The sequence below is a fragment of the Actinoplanes sp. CA-142083 genome, assembly GCF_050942195.1.
Classification (GTDB): domain Bacteria; phylum Actinomycetota; class Actinomycetes; order Mycobacteriales; family Micromonosporaceae; genus Actinoplanes.
Genome location: NZ_CP192076.1, coordinates 353355 through 369575, shown reverse-complemented (window position 1 = coordinate 369575; position 16221 = coordinate 353355). Strand labels below are relative to the sequence as shown.

Sequence of the window (16221 nt, the reverse complement as noted above, 5' to 3'; positions counted from 1 at the left end):
CTCACTTCCGGCGGTGCGGCGGGATCTCGTCCTCGACGCCGAGCAGCTCGGCCATCTCCTCCAGGGGAGGTTCCTCGATGAGGTCCGGCGCGGTCAGGTCGGGGCCGGGCGGCAGGTCGGTGGAGGCGGGCGCCGGGGGCGGCGGCGCGGCCGCGAGCAGGCCGGCGAGGCGCTCGCCGACCGCGGCGCTGATCTCGTCGGCCGGGCGGGCCGCGTCGAGCACCAGGTAGCGCTTGGGGTCGGCGGCGGCCAGGTCGAGGAAGGCGTACCGGACCCGCTCGTGGAACTGGCGGGACTCCGACTCGAGGCGGTCCTGGCCCTGGCCGCGGGCGTCGACGCGGCTCAGGCCGACGCCCGGGTCGACGTCGAGCAGCACGACCAGATCGGGCTTGAGGCCGCCGGTCGCCCACGAGGACAGCCAGGAGATCTCGGAGACCGGCAGGGTACGGCCCGCGCCCTGGTAGGCCAGCGAAGAGTCGACGTACCGGTCGCTGACCACGACGGCGCCGCGAGCCAGCGCCGGACGCACGACGGTCGCCACGTGGTGCGCGCGATCGGCCGCGTACAGCAGGGCCTCCGCCCGCGGGGCCGGCGACTCGCTCTTGTCGAGCACCAGCTGACGGATGCGGGCGCCCACGTCGGTGGCGCCGGGCTCGCGGGTCACCACGACGTCGTGGCCCTCCTCGCGCAGCCCCGCCGCGAGCCGCTCCACCTGGGTGGACTTGCCGGCGCCCTCGCCGCCCTCGAAGACCACGAAGACCCCGGTGCGCACGAACTCCTCGGCCGGGGCGAGCGGGCGGCCGCGGATCGAGCCCCACAGGTCGGCGAGCACGGGCACGCCGGTCTTGTCGTCCATCTGCCGGAACGAGCTGATGCCGACCCAGATGCCGATCGCGCCGGCGACCAGGAGCAGCACCCGGGTGAAGGAGACGTCGAAGCTGAAGGCGCCCAGGTCGACCCGGCGGGAGCTGCCCAGGCCGACCAGGAAGCCGGAGAGCGTGATGGCCAGCAGCAGCACCATCCGCACGCCGATCTGCACGACCGCGAAGACCCGGCCGCGGACGGCGTCGTCGACCTCGCCGTAGAGCAGCGTGGTGCCGGCCAGGAAGGCCATGCCCGCGCCGGCGCCGACCAGCAGAGCGCCGACGAGCGCCATGGACAGGTGGAAGGCAAGGCCGAGGAACATCACCGAGCCGCTGGCCAGCACGATGCTCATGCCGAACCAGCGACGCCGGGACAACTCGCGGATGATCATTGGGCCGAGGCCGATGCCGACCGCGAGGCCCATGAAGATCGTGCCGAAGAGCAGGTAGAACGCGGCCTCGCCGGCACCCAGCGAGGTGGCGAAGGTCTTGGCCGCGCCGATCACCACGCCGCCGGCCGCGAAGGCGCCGAAGATGCCGAGCACCAGACCGCGTACGAGGGGGGTGCCGCCGATGTACTTCCAGCCGTCCAGGAACTGGCGGAACATGCTCTGCTGCGCCTCGCGCTCCCGCTCGGCGCTCTTGCCGCCGATCTCCTTGATGCCGAAGAAGACGGTGAGCGCGGTGGCGAGGCGGGAGAACGCGTTCAGGTACAGCGCCAGCTGCACCGGCTGCGCCCAGTCGGGCAGCGTGACGCCGGACTGCTGGACCCCGGCGGTCAGCGCGGAGAGCGCGAGCGCGGCCAGGATCGGCGTGATGCCGTACGTGGTGACCAGGGTGAGCTGGTTGCTGATCTCGATGCGCGACTTGGGGATCAGGTTGGGGACCGCGGCCTCCTTGGCCGGGATCCAGATCAGCGTGATCGTCTCGCCGATGAAGGTGGCGATGGTGGCCCAGGCGACGACGACGGCCGGCGAGGCGCCGACCAGCGCGACGACCGGGATCGAGCCGTAGAACACGAACCGGAGCAGGTCGGTGATGACCATCGTGTAGCGGCGGTCGAACCGGTCGGCGAAGACACCGGCGATCGGGCCGAGCAAGAGCGCGGGCAGCAGCCGTACGGCGATGGTGCCGCCGAACGCGGCGCCCTGCCCCGCGCTGCTCTGGAACTGCGCGGCGGCGAAGATGCCGGTGGCCAGCAGGCCGATCCAGTCGCCGAACGAGGCGAGGCCGAGCACCAGCCACAGTCGCCGGAACGGCCTGATGCGCAGCACTGACCGCAGCGCCGCGGCCCCCGACAAGTCGACAGGTCCGGTTTCGCGCGTTTCGGTGTCGATGGCCGTACCTCCCGTGAATCCGCAGGGTGCACTCTATCCGGCGACCTCGACGTGCCGGGTTTCGCACGTTCGGGTAACGCAAAAGTGAAGGTCTTTCGCATTGCTCGATGAAGGCGTTACCGTGCTCGCGTGATCCCCCGAGACCGCAGCACGCTGCAGAAGCGCCTCGACCGGGCGACCGGTGACCTCGAGACGCCGGTCGCAGCGGTCGACCTGGCCGCCTTCGACGACAACGCGGCCCAACTGGTGGCCCGGGCCGGCGGCAAGCCGGTGCGGGTGGCCAGCAAGTCGGTGCGTTGCCGGCAGCTGATCGAGCGGGTGCTGGCCCGGCCGGGCTGGCACGGCGTGATGGCGTACACGCTGGCCGAGGCGGTCTGGCTGGTCCGCGAAGGGGTGACCGACGACGTCCTGGTCGCGTACCCGACAGTGGACCGCAGGGCGATCACCGCGCTGACCTCCGACCCGGCCCTGGCCGGGTCGATCACTCTCATGGTCGACAATTCCGCCCACCTCGACGTGGTCGACCGGGTGACCGCGCCCGGCAAGCGGCCGGACGTGCGGCTCTGCATCGACCTCGACTCCTCCTGGAAGCCCGGCCCGCTGCACGTGGGCGTGCGCCGCTCGCCGATCCACTCGGCCGCGCAGGCCTCCGCCCTCGCCCGCCGCCTGGTCGAGCGGCCCGGCTTCCAGCTGGTCGGGCTGATGTCCTACGAAGCGCAGATCGCCGGGGTGGGCGACGCGCCGCCCCGCCAGGCGCTGCGCGGGCGGGCGATCCGGCTCATGCAGTCCCGCTCGTACCCCGAGCTGCTGAGGCGGCGCGCCGACGCGGTCGCGGCGGTGCGCGAGCACGCCGATCTCGAGTTCGTGAACGGCGGTGGGACCGGTAGTGTGGCCGCCACCAGCGCGGACCCGGCGGTCACCGAGGTCACCGCCGGTTCGGGGCTGTACGGTCCGACGCTCTTCGACGCGTACCGGAGCTGGCAGCCCACCCCGGCCGCCTTCTTCGCGCTCTCGGTCGTGCGCCGCCCGGCGCCGCGCATCGCCACCGTGCACGGTGGCGGCTGGATCGCCTCGGGCCCGGCCGAGCAGTCCCGCCTGCCGCAGCCCTACCTACCGGAGGGGCTGCGGTTCAAGCCCGACGAGGGCGCCGGCGAGGTGCAGACGCCATTGCTCGGCGAGGTCGCCGACACGCTGCGCACCGGCGACCGGGTGTGGTTCCGCCACGCCAAGGCCGGCGAGCTGTGCGAGCACGTCAACGAGCTCCAGCTGATCGACGGTGAGACCGCGACGCCGGCCCCGACGTATCGGGGAGAGGGCCATGCGTTCCTGGGGTGAGCCTTACGGCCACTCAGGCGGTGACGTGGCGGTGAAGGTACTCCCGGATGAGGGCCTTTGCTTCGGTAAGCACGGATTCGTCGCCATTGGTGTCCCGGCGGAACGCCAGCTTGATCAGCGCGTCCGCCGCCTCGACCGAGATCTGCAGCGCGAACCGCAGGCGGGCCCGGTCGATCAGCTGGAACTGGTCGACCAGAAGCTCGGCCAGCCGGTCGGCGATGACCGCGTTGTTGTCGCGCTCGACGTCCAGCAGGTGAACGTCGACCACGTCGCCGAAGTGCAGCGTGCGGAAGCCCGGCACGCTGCGGTGCATCTGGATGTAGACGTCGATGGCCGCGTCGACTCCGTCCCACCAGTGGGCGAAGGTCTCGCTGCCGAAGCGGGCGGACAGACCCTGCAGGTACGCGTCCATGTTGCGCATGGCCAGGGCCTGCACGATCGCCCGCTTGTCGGGGAAGAACTGATAGACGGAGCCGATAGCCACCTCGGCTCGTTCGGCGAGCAGCGTCGTGGTCAGGCCTTCGTAGCCGACCTCATCGACGAGCTCGGCGCAGGCGTCGAGCATGCGCTGGACCCGGGCAACGCTTCTGCCCTGCACCGGGACGCGCCGCAGCGGCCCGGTGGTGACGGTTGGTGTCGACACGCGTCGCCACTCCCTCTCAGCAGTGATAATCGGAACGTTACTCGGATCAACGAGCGAGGGGCATCGACGGGACGCGGAGGACACTCCACACGCCCAGTTTTGTGCGACTGTCCGCTCGTACGGAGGACAAAGCCATAATGACGACCCCTGTCATCGCCCGCCGCTGGACCAACTGGGGCGGCAACCAGCAGGCACACGCGACCGACATCCTGACTCCTGGCACTGTCGACGAGGTCGTGTCCCAGGTCAAGGAAGCGTCTGATTCCGGACGCCGGATCAAGGCGGTGGGCAGCGGACACTCGTTCACGGCCATCGCGGTGGCCACCGACCAGCGGCTGTTCCTGCACCGCCTGGCCGGGCTGGTGTCGGTCGACGCGCCGCTGGTCACCGTGCAGGCCGGGATGCCGCTGCACGTGCTGAACGCGGTGCTCGCCGAGCACGGGCTCGCCATGCCCAACCTCGGCGACATCGACCAGCAGACGGTGGCCGGGGCGATCTCGACCGGCACGCACGGCACCGGCGCGGAGCACTCGACGCTGGCCTCCTGCGTCGAGGCGGTCACGCTGGTGACCGGCACCGGCGAGGTGCTGGAGGTGGGCAAGGACGACCCGATCTTCCCGGCCGCGCGGCTCGGGCTGGGCGCGCTGGGCATCCTCGTCGAGGTGACGCTGCGCTGCGTGGACGCGTTCACGCTGCTGGCGGACGAGCGGCCGATGGCCCTCGCGGACGTGCTGGCCGGCCTGGACGAGTGGATCCCGGCCAACGACCACGTCGAGTTCTACTGGTACCCGTACACCGACCGGGCCCAGTTGAAGATCAATAACAAGGTGCCGGCGCACGACAAGCCGCTGTCGAGGTTCCGCGGCTGGATGGACGACGAGTTCCTTTCCAACACGGTCTTCGGCGCGGTCTGCCGGCTCGGCAAGGCGGTGCCCGGCGTGGTGCCGACGGCGAGCGCCGTCGCGGCCCGCGCGCTGACCGCGCGGACCTACACCGAGCGGTCCGACCGGGTTTTCTGCACGCCGCGGCGGGTGCATTTCACCGAGATGGAGTACGAGATCCCGCGCGCGGCCCTGCCGGAGGTCATCGGGGCGCTCCCCCGCGTGATCGAGAGCCTGCCGTTCAAGGTCCAGTTCCCGGTCGAGGTGCGCTTCACCGGGCCCGACGACATCTGGCTCTCGCACGGGTACGGGCGCGAGTCGGCGTACGTGGCCGTGCACCAGTTCACCGGGGTCGACTACGAGCCGTACTTCCGGGCCGTCGAGGCGGTCTGCCAGCCGCTCGGCGGGCGCCCGCACTGGGGCAAGCTGCACTACCGCTCGGCGGAGGACCTGCGCCCGGTCTACGAGAAGTTCGACGACTTCGTGGCCGTGCGCGACCGGATCGACCCGGCCCGGGTCTTCAGCAACGAATACCTGGACCGGGTGCTCGGCTGATCACTCGGCGGAGGCCGCCGCCTTGCGGGGGGCGGCCTTCTTGGCCGGGGTTGCCTTCTTGGCGGCCGCGGCCTTCTTGGCCGGGGTTGCCTTCTTGGCCGGGGCCTTCTTGGCCGCGGTCTTCTTCGCGGCGGCCGGCTCGGCGTTCTTGGCCGGCGCCTTCTTGGCGGCGGCCTTCTTCTTGGGCGCCGGGCCCTTCGCGCGCTTCTCGGCCAGCATCTCCGAGGCCTGCTCGACGGTGAGCTCCTCGGGCGTCTGCCCGCGCCGCAGGGAGGCGTTGTACTCCCCGTCGGTCACGTACGGCCCGAAGCGGCCCTCCTTGATGATCATCGGCTTCTCGGTGACCGGGTCCGGGCCCATCTCGCGCAGCGGCGGCTTGGCCTCGCGGCGCTGTCGCGTCTTGGGCTGGGCGATCAGCGCGAGCGCCTCGTCCAGCGTGACGGTGAACAGGCGGTCCTCGTTTTCCAGCGACCGGAAGTCGTCGCCGCGCTTGACGTAGGGGCCGTACCGGCCGTTGGCCGCGACGACCTCGGCGCCTTCCGGGTCCTTGCCCAGGGCGCGGGGCAGGCTCAGCAGCCGCAGCGCCTGGTCGAGCGTCAGCGTCTCGGGCGACTGGGTGCGGAACAGCGACGACTTGCGCTCGCCGGCCTGCACGTACGGCCCGAAGCGGCCGGACTTGAGCTGCACGGACTCGCCGGTCGCGGGGTCGTCGCCCAGGGAGCGCTCGCCGCCACCGCCCAGGAAGAGCTCGTTGACCTTTTCCGGGGTCAGCTCGTCGGGCGCCACCCCCTCGGGGATGGAGACCCTGTCCTCCGGCGCCTCCTCGGTCGCCTCCGGCAGCTGGCGCTGCAGGTAGGGACCGTAGCGGCCGACCCGGACGACCACGTTGCGGCCACCCTCGTCGATGAACAGCGGGATCGAGTTGACCGAGCGCGCGTCGATGGCGCTGAGGTTCTCGGTCACCATCTTCTTCAGCCCGCCGGCCGCGGCGATCGTGTCCTCGGCGCCGGCCGTCTGGCTGCCGAAGTAGAAGGAGGTGAGGAAGTCCAGCGCCGCGTGGTCGCCACCGGCGATGTCGTCGAGCTGGGTCTCCATGGCCGCGGTGAAGTTGTAGTCGACCAGGCGGGGGTAATGCCCCTCCAGTAGGCCGATCACCGCGAACGCGAGGAACGACGGGATCAGGGCCTGGCCGCGCTTCTCCACGTACCCGCGGTCCTGGATCGTCCGCATGATCGACTCGTACGTCGACGGGCGGCCGATGCCCAGCTCCTCGAGCGCCTTGACCAGCGACGCCTCCGTGTAGCGGGCGGGCGGCGTGGTGTGGTGGCCGGCCGCGGCCAGCTCCTCGGCGGTCAGCGGCTGGTCCTTGACCAGGGTCGGCAGGCGGCGCTCGGCGTCCTCGGCCTCGGCGTTCTCGTCGTCGGACGACTCGACGTAGGCGCGCAGGAAGCCCGGGTCGGTGATCGTCTTGCCGGACGCTGCGAAGTCGACCTCCTCGCCGGTGGTGGAGATCGCGCGGATCCGGACGCTCACCGAGTTGCCGACGGCGTCGGTCATCTGCGACGCGATCGTCCGGCGCCAGATCAGCTCGTACAGCCGGAACTCGTCGCCGGAAAGCTCGTTCGCCACCTCGCCGGGGGTGCGGAAGTTGTCGCCGGCGGGGCGGATCGCCTCGTGCGCCTCCTGCGCGTTCTTGACCTTGCCGGTGTAGCGGCGCGGCTGCGGCGGCACGTTGTTCTGGCCGTAGAGCTCGGCGATCTGCCGGCGAGCCGCGGTGAGCGCGGTCTCGGACAGGTTCACCGAGTCGGTACGCATGTAGGTGATGTAGCCGTTTTCATACAGCCTTTGCGCGGTGCGCATCGTCTGCGAGGCGGAGAACCGCAGCTTGCGGGCCGCTTCCTGCTGCAGCGTCGAGGTGATGAACGGCGCGTACGGGCGGCGGCGGTACGGCTTCTCCTCGACCCGGGTGACCGTGAAGGGGCGGTCCTCCAGGCGGGCGGCCAGCCCGCGGGCGCCGGCCTCGTCGAGGTGCACCACGCCGGCGCCGGGCCGGACCTTGCCGGTGGTGGGCTCGAAGTCCTTGCCGGTGGCGATCCGGTCGCCGTCGAGGGCGATCAGGGTGGCGTTGAAGTTACGCGGGCCCTCTATCTTTCCCTGCACGGCGAGGGTGGCGAGGATGTCCCAGTACTCCGCGGTGCGGAAGGCCATGCGCTGACGCTCGCGCTCGACCACGATGCGCGTCGCCACCGACTGGACCCGCCCGGCGGAGAGGCGGGGCATCACCTTCTTCCACAGGACCGGGCTGACCTCGTAGCCGTACAGGCGGTCGAGGATCCGGCGGGCCTCCTGCGCGTCGACCAGGTCGCGGTCGATCTCGCGCGGGTTGGCCACCGCGGCCTGGATGGCCGGCTTGGTGATCTCGTGGAAGACCATGCGCTTGACGGGGACCTTGGGCTTGATCGTCTCGACCAGGTGCCAGGCGATCGCCTCGCCCTCGCGGTCCTCATCGGTGGCGAGGAAGATCTCGTCGACTTCCTTGGCCAGTTTCACCAGCTTGGCGATCTGCGCCTTGCGATCTTGGGAGACGACGTAGAGCGCGTGGAAGCCGTTGTCGACGTCGACGCCGAGCCGCGCCCACGACTCGCCCTTGTACTTGGCGGGCACGTCGGCGGCGTTGCGCGGCAGATCACGGACATGGCCGAAGGAGGCCTCGACGAAATAGTCGGGGCCCAGATAACCGGCGATCGTCTTGGCCTTCGACGGAGACTCGACGATGACCAGACGCGTCGTCCTGGTGTCACTCGGCACGGCACTCCCAAACTTCGCACTCAGCGTCCCGCCTTCTCTGGCGGCGGGGCACAGACTTTCAACGTAACGCGCCGGACGAGACCGCATTCCCGGGGAACCCCGGAGTCGGATGGTAACGGTCCGGCCACCGCATGCGTCCGACGGCGACACCGTACACCGCGAAAGGTGAGTCGTGTCGCACACAATCCAGGAAGATCACGCGCTTGTCGCAAACGGCCACACCTGCTCCGGCGCCGCATCGGGGCGCTCACCGACCAGCTCGGCGAGTCGCCGGAGGCGCTTTTTACCGGCGATCAGATAGTGGCGTCCGTCATCCGACAAACGGCCGGCCAGACCGGCTCGCACCAGCGCGGCATCGACCGCCACCAGGTCCTTGACCGGGTCCAGGCCTAGAGAATACCCGCCCGGCACGGGTTCACCCGCCGCCGCGACCCACAGGCGGAGCCGAGGTCCGGAGAGGAAGAGCTGCGTGGCGGCCTCCGGCCAGCCACGGGCCAGGCCGTTCAGCCGACTGGAGTACGCCGTGAGCACCTCGAATCGCGGTCTCGGGGCGGTTTCCTCGGAGCTGGGTGTTTCGTCCCCCTCTGACTCTTTTGGAACGGCATCGCCAACGGGCTCGGCCGGGGGTGTCGACCGGCCGAGCTCATCCGATTTTTCGGACTCCTCCTCACTTGCGGCCGAACGCCGGCCGGTTGTGAGAGAGAGCTCCCCTGGTACAGGAAGGCGCCGGCCGGCGTCCGGGTGTTGTGGATCTCTCCGGCCATCTTCAAGGAGATCGTCGTCGACCGGCTCATCCGCAGCGGAGGAGTCGGGCCACGCGTCGGGCTCCGGATAAATGTCGTCGAAAGGGTCGGGCCCGCTCGCCTGCGACGCCGGGGACCTGGTCTCCTGTGGTTTGTCGCGCTCCCCCGCCCGTACGTCGGCATCGGGAACTTGATTTTGATCTTGCAGTGGCCGCCAGTGGGCGGTCAGACCGCGCGCGACCAGCTCGGAGATCAGGACGTGCACGCGCCAGGCCGCGTCGACCTCGACCGACACCCGCGCGGTGCCGCCCATGCGGCCCAGGCGGCCCGGACCGGCCAGCAGACCGGCGAGATCGGCAGGGGACGGCTCGGTGGTCTCGGCGCCGAAGAACGGCAGCTGACGGCCGAGATCGGGAACCGGCGGGCGCGGAACGGACCGAGGTTTCACAGCTGTGCTGTCACCGGCGCCTGGTCCTACGGACGGCGCGGAGAACCCGCGTCCCTTCGGGACCGGCTCCGGCAGCATCTCGCGCGGGATCAGCGGCCACCCTGGCTCGGTCATCTCACCGGCACTCGGGCACTTCGTCGAAGGCCTGCTTGAGCTCGGGCGAATCCAGCTTGCTCGTGTCGAGGCTGCTCGCCTCGTAGTCGGAGTTGAGCTGGTCGACGACCTTCTCCACCTGCTCGTAGAAGACCTTGGCGGGTGCCGTGGCCAGGCCGTCGATGCCGGTGGCGGCCTTACCGTACGCGTCGCGGAGGCCCGCCAGCGCGCCGGTGAAGCCGTCGGCGATCTTCTGGCCGTTGTCCACGTCGGGCACGCCGGCGTCGGCCACCCCGGCGCGGGCCCGCTCGCTCGCGTCCTGCGCGCCGGAGAAGAGCCGGCTCAGGTTTTCTTTCGCCTGGTTGGGTGTGGTGTTGACGTTGATCTGCTGCTGGGCGCGGGTGGTCAGGGAGCCGATCTCGGTGCGCCACGGACTCAGCGTGCCGCACACCGACGCGGCCCAGGCACGCGCGTTGTGCGCGCTCCCGCAGGCCGCGGCGCTCAGGACGAGCGCGACCAGAAGCACTACCGAAAGGGGACGGGCCGCACGCATGGGAAGCAGCGTACGGCCCGGGTGTGACAACCTTCCATGGTGCTGGCGGGGGTGCCCTCGCGGGCACCCCCTTCGATGATCGTCAGGCGCTGACCTTCTCGGTCGGAACCGAGTTGTCCACCGGGGTGTCGTCGCCCATCGAGATCGGCTTGCGCTTGCTGATGAAGACGGCCACGACGATGATCGCCGCCGCCACGACCGCGATCGTCACCCGCAGCGGGGTGTTGGCGTCCGAGCCGATGCTCCAGCTCACGACGGCCGGCGCGATCAGCAGGGAGACCAGGTTCATCACCTTGAGCAGCGGGTTGATGGCCGGGCCCGCGGTGTCCTTGAACGGGTCGCCCACGGTGTCGCCGATGACTGTCGCGGCGTGCGCCTCGGAGCCCTTGCCGCCGTACGAGCCGTCCTCGACCAGCTTCTTGGCGTTGTCCCAGGCGCCACCGGAGTTGGCCAGGAAGACCGCCATCAGCGTGCCCGCGCCGATCGCACCGGCCAGGTAGGCCGCGAGCGCCCCGGCGCCGAGGCCGAAGCCGACCGCGATCGGGGCCATGATCGCCAGCAGGCCGGGGGTGAGCAGCTCGCGCTGCGCGTCCCGGGTGCAGATGTCGACGACGCGGCCGTACTCGGGCCGCTCGGTGCGGTCCATGATGCCCGGGTGCTCGCGGAACTGGCGGCGGACCTCCATCACGACCGCGCCGGCGGAGCGCGAAACCGCGTTGATCGCCAGACCGGAGAAGAGGAAGACCACCGCGGCGCCGATGAGCAGGCCGACCAGGCTGCGCGGGTTGGCGATGTTGAGCAGGCCGAGGATCTCGGCGCCGACGTCCTTGATCCCGGCGTCGGCCAGCGAGCTGGCCAGGCTGTTCGTGTACGAGCCGAACAGCGCCGTGGCCGCCAGGACGGCGGTCGCGATCGCGATGCCCTTGGTGATCGCCTTGGTCGTGTTGCCGACCGCGTCGAGCTCGGTGAGGATCTGCGCGCCGTGCTCGTCGACGTCGCCGGACATCTCGGCGATGCCCTGCGCGTTGTCGGAGATCGGGCCGAAGGTGTCCATCGCGACGATGACGCCGACCGTGGTGAGCAGCCCGGTGCCGGCGAGCGCCACCGCGAACAGCGACAGGGTCAGCGACGAGCCGCCGAGCAGGAACGCGCCGTAGACGCCACCGGCGATCAACAGCGCCGAGTATACGGCCGACTCGAGGCCGACGCTGATACCGGCCAGCACGACGGTGGCCGCGCCGGTCTGCGACGACTTGCCGATGTCCTGCACCGGGCGCCGGTTGGTCTCGGTGAAGTAGCCGGTCAGCGCCTGGATGGCGGCGGCCAGCACGATGCCGATCACGACGGCGCCGATGGCGACCCAGCGCGGGTCGCGGCCGCTGGCGACGATGTCGGCGCCGATGCCCTCGTCGTTGAAGCCGGCGAACGAGCTCGGCAGGTAGATGAAGCTGACCACCGCCACCGCGATCGCGGAGAGCGCGGCCGAGATGTAGAACGCCCGGTTGATCGCGGTGAGACCGTTCTTGTCGGACGGACGCAGCCGGGTGATGAAGACACCGACGATGGCGATCACGACACCGATGGTCGAGACGATCAGCGGGAAGATCAGGCCGTCCTGGCCGAACGCGGCCTGGCCCAGGATCAGCGCGGCGACCAGCGTGACGGCGTACGACTCGAACAGGTCGGCCGCCATGCCGGCGCAGTCGCCGACGTTGTCGCCCACGTTGTCGGCGATGGTCGCGGCGTTACGCGGGTCGTCCTCGGGGATGCCCTGCTCCACCTTGCCGACCAGGTCGGCGCCGACGTCCGCGGCCTTGGTGAAGATGCCGCCGCCGACCCGCATGAACATCGCGAGCAGCGCGGCGCCGAAGCCGAAGCCCTCGAGCACCGTCGGCGCGTCGCTGTTGAAGATCAGAACGACCAGCGCGCCACCGAACAGGCCCAGGCCGACCGTGAGGAAGCCGACCACGCCGCCGGTACGGAACGCGATGCCCATCGCGGTCTCGCGGCCGCCCTGCTCACCGGCGGCCGCAGCCACCCGCAGGTTCGCCCGGGTCGCGAGAGCCATGCCCGCGCCGCCGATGAACGAGGAGAAGACCGCGCCCACGATGAAGAAGAGCGAGCGGCCGATCTTGACCCACACCTCGTTGTCGGTGTCGTGCACCGGCAGGAGGTAGAGCAGGACGACCGCGATGACTACGAAGATCGCGAGTGTCCTGAACTGACGGAACAGGTACGCCGAGGCGCCTTCCTGCACGGCGCCGGCGATCTCCTGCATGTTCTTGGTGCCGCGCCCGGTCTTCAGAACCGACTGGACGAACATCGCGGCGAAGCCCAGCGCGATGAGCGCGAAGACCAGCGCGACGATGACGAATGTGACGTTTGAACCGCTCAGGGACACTCCGCCCGCGGCAGAAGTTATCAAGGTCCCGGACATCAATGTCCTCCTGTACACCGACCGCACCCGAGGCGACGGACGAAAACGCCCGGGCGCATCCCCGTTACCGGGGAGACGACAACTGGGCCCCGCGGACGCGGGACCAGGAGCAGTAGCTGATAACTCGCGTACTGTATCGGCCGGTCGTGGTGGTGGTCACACCCGGCTCCGGCCGTGTCGTGGTGATGTTCGCCGCTGTGTTAGCGCGGCGCCAGAGGGGTAACGATCTTTTTTGATCTCCAGTTGGTCACCGGCGCTGTACCGGCCACACCATCCGGACCTCGGTGCCGGGACCATCATCGACCGGGCGAACCTGCAGGTCATCGACAAATCCGGCGAGCAGGGCGAAGCCCACTCCGGTGGTGAGCTCGTCGTCGGTCAGCGACTCGGCGGCCAGCTCGTCGGGCGGCAATTTGGCCAGGCCGACGCTTGCCTCGATCGGGGCATGATCAATCACCCGTACGGCATATGAGTCCGAATCAGACATTTCGACCGTCACGAGATCGGGTAGGCCGTACTGGACGTGCAGGGCCACCGCGCGCGTGCACGCCTCGCCGATCGCCAGCCGAACCTCGTCGAGCAGTTCCTCGGCGACCCCCGCCCGCCGAGCAACCGCCACACCGACAAGCCGTGCCGTCCGGACATGGACCGGCGCCGGCGAGAAGGACAGACGGACCGTCGCCATCACGAAGTCGGACCGCTGCCGTCGCTGTCTGCGGTCGCCGCCTCGATCGTGGGATAGATCGGGAAAACCTGGTCCAGCGCGGTGATCCGGAAAATCTTCAGCAGCGGTTCTTTGGAACAGACCAGGCCGAACCGGCCGTTCGCCACGCGCAGCCGCTTCATCGCGCCGACCAGCACGCCCAAGCCGGTGGAGTCGAGGAACTCGACGCCGCCCAGGTCGACAACCACGTTGCGGGCGCCCGCGTCGACCAGCTCGACGAGGCGCTCACGCAGCCTCGGAGCCGTGTAGACGTCGACCTCGCCGCCCACCTCGAGCACCGTGTGCTCGGCGACGGTCCGAGTCGCAAGGGACAGCTCCATCGCTCCTCCTCCCTGCGGATCTCTCCTGCGAATCTAACCACCGCCTGGGTTGCCGCGGCGCGCGGCACCCACCCCAGGTACCCGTTTGAGGTTGCGGCCATACCGATGTCAGAGTGCAACGCGTGACGTCCACCGCCCACCGGCCGCTGCTTTCCTCGCCCTCGGTGACCCACATCGAGCGCCTGCCGGCCCGGGCGGGCACCCGGGTTTCGTGGCCGGCGTGGGCTTCGCCGGCCGTTGTCGCGGCCTGCCGGGCCCGCGGGATCTCGGAGCCGTGGGCACACCAGGCGGCGGCCGCATCGCTCGCCTTCGATGGCGAGCACGTCGTGCTGGCGACCGGGACGGGGTCGGGCAAGTCGCTCGGCTATCAGCTGCCGGTCCTCACGCGCCTGCTCGACGATCCGCGCGCGACGGCGCTCTACATCGCGCCGGCAAAGGCACTGGCGGCGGATCAGTTGCGCGCCGTCGCTGGTTTCGGTCTTCCCGACGTACGGCCGGCCACTTACGACGGTGACACGGCGCGCGAGGAACGAGACTGGATCCGGCAGCACTCCCGCTTCGTACTAACAAATCCGGATATGTTGCATCATGGGATGTTGCCCGGGCACGAGCGGTGGGCGACGTTTCTCCGGCGGCTCTCGTACGTGGTGATCGACGAGTGCCACGCCTACCGCGGCGTTTTCGGCTCGCACGTCGCGCATGTCCTGCGGCGGCTGCGCCGGTTGGCCGCCCGGTACGGCGGGAAGCCCACGTTCATCCTCGCGTCGGCCACCTCGGGCGACCCGGCCGACACGGCATCGCGGCTGGTCGGGGTGCCGGTCACCGCGATCACCGAGGACACCTCGCCGCGTGGGGCCACGACCTTCGCGCTCTGGGAGCCACCGCTTCTGGAAGTTGACGAAGGCTTGCCGCAGGTCCGCCGGTCCGCGCTGAGGGAGACGGCCGACCTGCTGACCGACGCGGTGGTGAGCGGGACACGGACGCTCGCGTTCATCCGGTCGCGGCGCGGTGCCGAGGTGGTGGCGGCAGTGACCCGCCGGCAGTTGGACGAGGCGGTCCCGGGGCTGGGCGATCGGGTGGCCGCGTACCGGGCCGGCTACCTCAAGGAGGACCGGCGGGAGATCGAGCGGCAATTACTCACGGGCGAGCTGCTCGGGCTGGCCTCGACCAACGCGCTCGAGCTCGGCGTCGACCTGGTCGGGCTGGACGCGGTGCTGATCTGCGGTTATCCCGGGACGCGGGCGTCGCTGTGGCAGCAGGCGGGGCGGGCCGGGCGTGCGGGCGAGCCGGCGACGGCGGTGCTGATCGCCCGGGACGATCCGCTCGACACGTACCTGGTGCACCACCCGTCGGCGCTGTTCGGCCGGCCGGTCGAGGCCACGGTGCTCGACCCCGGCAACCCGTACGTTCTCGGGCCGCAGCTGTGCTGCGCCGCGTCGGAGGCGCCTCTGTCCACCGCCGACCTCGCACTCTTCGGCAGCGGCGCGCAGGCCGCGGTCGACGGTCTCAGCGAGGCCGGGGTGCTGCGCCGCCGGCCGACCGGCTGGTACTGGACGCACAAGGGCCGGCCCGACGTGGACCTGCGCGGCACCGGCGGCGCGCCAGTGCAGGTCGTCGAGTCGTCGACCGGCCGGCTGCTGGGCACGGTCGACGCCGGCTCGTCGCACGTCATGCTGCACACCGGCGCGGTCTACCTGCACCAGGGCGTGACGTTCGTGGTCGACGACCTCGACCTCGAGGACGCAGTCGCACTCGTGCACCAGGAGGAGCCGGACTGGTCGACGCACGCCCGCGACGTGACCGACCTGTCGGTGGTGAGCGTCCGCTCGTATGTGGACGCCGGCCCGGTGGGGCTCTTCCTCGGCGAGGTAGACGTGACGAACCAGGTCGTCTCCTACCAGCGCCGCCGCCTCGGCTCGGGCGAGGTGATCGACACCCGGCCGCTCGACCTGCCGCCACGCGAGCTGCGGACGGTGGCGGTCTGGTTCACGGTGTCGCCGCGGGCAATGGAGGCCGCCGGAGTGGAGCCGCCCGACTTCCCGGGCGCCCTGCACGCGGCCGAGCATGCGGCGATCGGGCTGCTCCCGCTGATGGCGACCTGCGACCGCTGGGACATCGGCGGCCTCTCGACGGCCAACCACCCCGACACCGAGGCGCCGACGGTCTTCGTCTACGACGGCCACCCGGGCGGGGCGGGCTTCGCCGAGCGCGCCTACGAGACGGCGGCGGCCTGGCTCGGCGCCACCCGGGACGCGATCGCGGCATGTGGGTGCGAGACGGGTTGCCCGTCGTGCGTCCAGTCCCCGAAGTGCGGCAACGGCAACAACCCCCTCCACAAGCCGGGCGCCGTCGCAGTCCTGGACGCCGTCCTCGCCGCCCTCTCCGTCGCCGCTCTCCCCGTCGCCGCCGATCCGTCGCCCGACCTCAGCCCACAGGCCGCCGCTGCCCTCCCTTAGCCACGGGCCGTCGCCTCCCTTAGCC

10 protein-coding genes and 1 pseudogene are annotated in these 16221 nt (G+C 70.6%); 3 read left to right on the top strand and 8 right to left on the bottom strand.

Features of this window, described 5'->3' with window-relative positions; genetic code table 11:
* Window position 1: 1 nt before the first annotated feature.
* Window positions 2-2137 (bottom strand): dTMP kinase, encoded by a 2136-nt coding sequence (tmk, locus tag ACQPZX_RS01755; protein WP_433373368.1) that lies wholly within the window; start codon window positions 2135-2137, stop codon window positions 2-4.
* 195 nt (window positions 2138-2332) lie between these two features.
* Between tmk and ACQPZX_RS01750 the strand changes: the two genes are divergently transcribed.
* Window positions 2333-3535 carry an amino acid deaminase/aldolase gene (locus ACQPZX_RS01750; RefSeq protein ID WP_433384943.1) on the top strand — a complete coding sequence of 401 codons (1203 nt, stop codon included), beginning with the start codon at window positions 2333-2335 and terminating at the stop codon, window positions 3533-3535.
* A 13-nt stretch (window positions 3536-3548) separates the two neighbouring features.
* Here ACQPZX_RS01750 and ACQPZX_RS01745 read toward each other — a convergent pair whose 3' ends face one another.
* Window positions 3549-4178 (bottom strand): TetR family transcriptional regulator, encoded by a 630-nt coding sequence (locus ACQPZX_RS01745; RefSeq protein ID WP_396033620.1) that lies wholly within the window; start codon window positions 4176-4178, stop codon window positions 3549-3551.
* A 137-nt stretch (window positions 4179-4315) separates the two neighbouring features.
* Here ACQPZX_RS01745 and ACQPZX_RS01740 point away from each other — a divergent pair, with 137 nt between their 5' ends.
* Window positions 4316-5614 carry a D-arabinono-1,4-lactone oxidase gene (locus ACQPZX_RS01740; protein ID WP_433373365.1) on the top strand — a complete coding sequence of 433 codons (1299 nt, stop codon included), beginning with the start codon at window positions 4316-4318 and terminating at the stop codon, window positions 5612-5614.
* Here ACQPZX_RS01740 and topA read toward each other — a convergent pair whose 3' ends face one another.
* From topA to ACQPZX_RS01710, 6 genes and pseudogenes are all read right to left on the bottom strand, one after another.
* A complete protein-coding gene (topA, locus tag ACQPZX_RS01735; RefSeq protein WP_433373362.1) occupies window positions 5615-8422 on the bottom strand; it encodes a type I DNA topoisomerase in 2808 nt (935 codons plus the stop codon).
* A gap of 957 nt (window positions 8423-9379) precedes the next feature.
* Window positions 9380-9727 (bottom strand): annotated as a pseudogene (locus ACQPZX_RS01730) (hypothetical protein); the annotation flags it as partial.
* Between the two features lies 1 nt (window position 9728).
* Window positions 9729-10259 (bottom strand): hypothetical protein, encoded by a 531-nt coding sequence (locus tag ACQPZX_RS01725; RefSeq protein ID WP_433373359.1) that lies wholly within the window; start codon window positions 10257-10259, stop codon window positions 9729-9731.
* Between the two features lie 82 nt (window positions 10260-10341).
* Complete coding sequence (locus ACQPZX_RS01720; RefSeq protein ID WP_433373356.1) at window positions 10342-12696, bottom strand: sodium-translocating pyrophosphatase; 2355 nt, start codon at window positions 12694-12696, stop codon at window positions 10342-10344.
* 247 nt (window positions 12697-12943) lie between these two features.
* Window positions 12944-13384, bottom strand: a complete 441-nt coding sequence (locus ACQPZX_RS01715) for an ATP-binding protein (protein ID WP_433373353.1) — start codon at window positions 13382-13384, stop codon at window positions 12944-12946.
* A complete protein-coding gene (locus tag ACQPZX_RS01710; RefSeq protein ID WP_433373350.1) occupies window positions 13381-13740 on the bottom strand; it encodes an STAS domain-containing protein in 360 nt (119 codons plus the stop codon). Before ACQPZX_RS01710 ends, ACQPZX_RS01715 begins: the two co-directional genes overlap by 4 nt.
* Window positions 13741-13853: 113 nt before the next feature.
* Here ACQPZX_RS01710 and ACQPZX_RS01705 point away from each other — a divergent pair, with 113 nt between their 5' ends.
* Window positions 13854-16196 carry a DEAD/DEAH box helicase gene (locus ACQPZX_RS01705; protein WP_433373347.1) on the top strand — a complete coding sequence of 781 codons (2343 nt, stop codon included), beginning with the start codon at window positions 13854-13856 and terminating at the stop codon, window positions 16194-16196.
* Window positions 16197-16221 lie beyond the last annotated feature (25 nt).

What these genes read in the sequence shown, in the direction of transcription:
- ACQPZX_RS01740 (WP_433373365.1), top strand. Translation starts at nt 4,316, where the DNA reads ATGACGACCCCTGTCATCGCCCGCCGCTGGACCAACTGGGGCGGCAAC.
- ACQPZX_RS01725 (WP_433373359.1), bottom strand. Translation starts at nt 10,259, where the DNA reads ATGCGTGCGGCCCGTCCCCTTTCGGTAGTGCTTCTGGTCGCGCTCGTC.
- ACQPZX_RS01720 (WP_433373356.1), bottom strand. Translation starts at nt 12,696, where the DNA reads ATGTCCGGGACCTTGATAACTTCTGCCGCGGGCGGAGTGTCCCTGAGC.
- ACQPZX_RS01710 (WP_433373350.1), bottom strand. Translation starts at nt 13,740, where the DNA reads ATGGAGCTGTCCCTTGCGACTCGGACCGTCGCCGAGCACACGGTGCTC.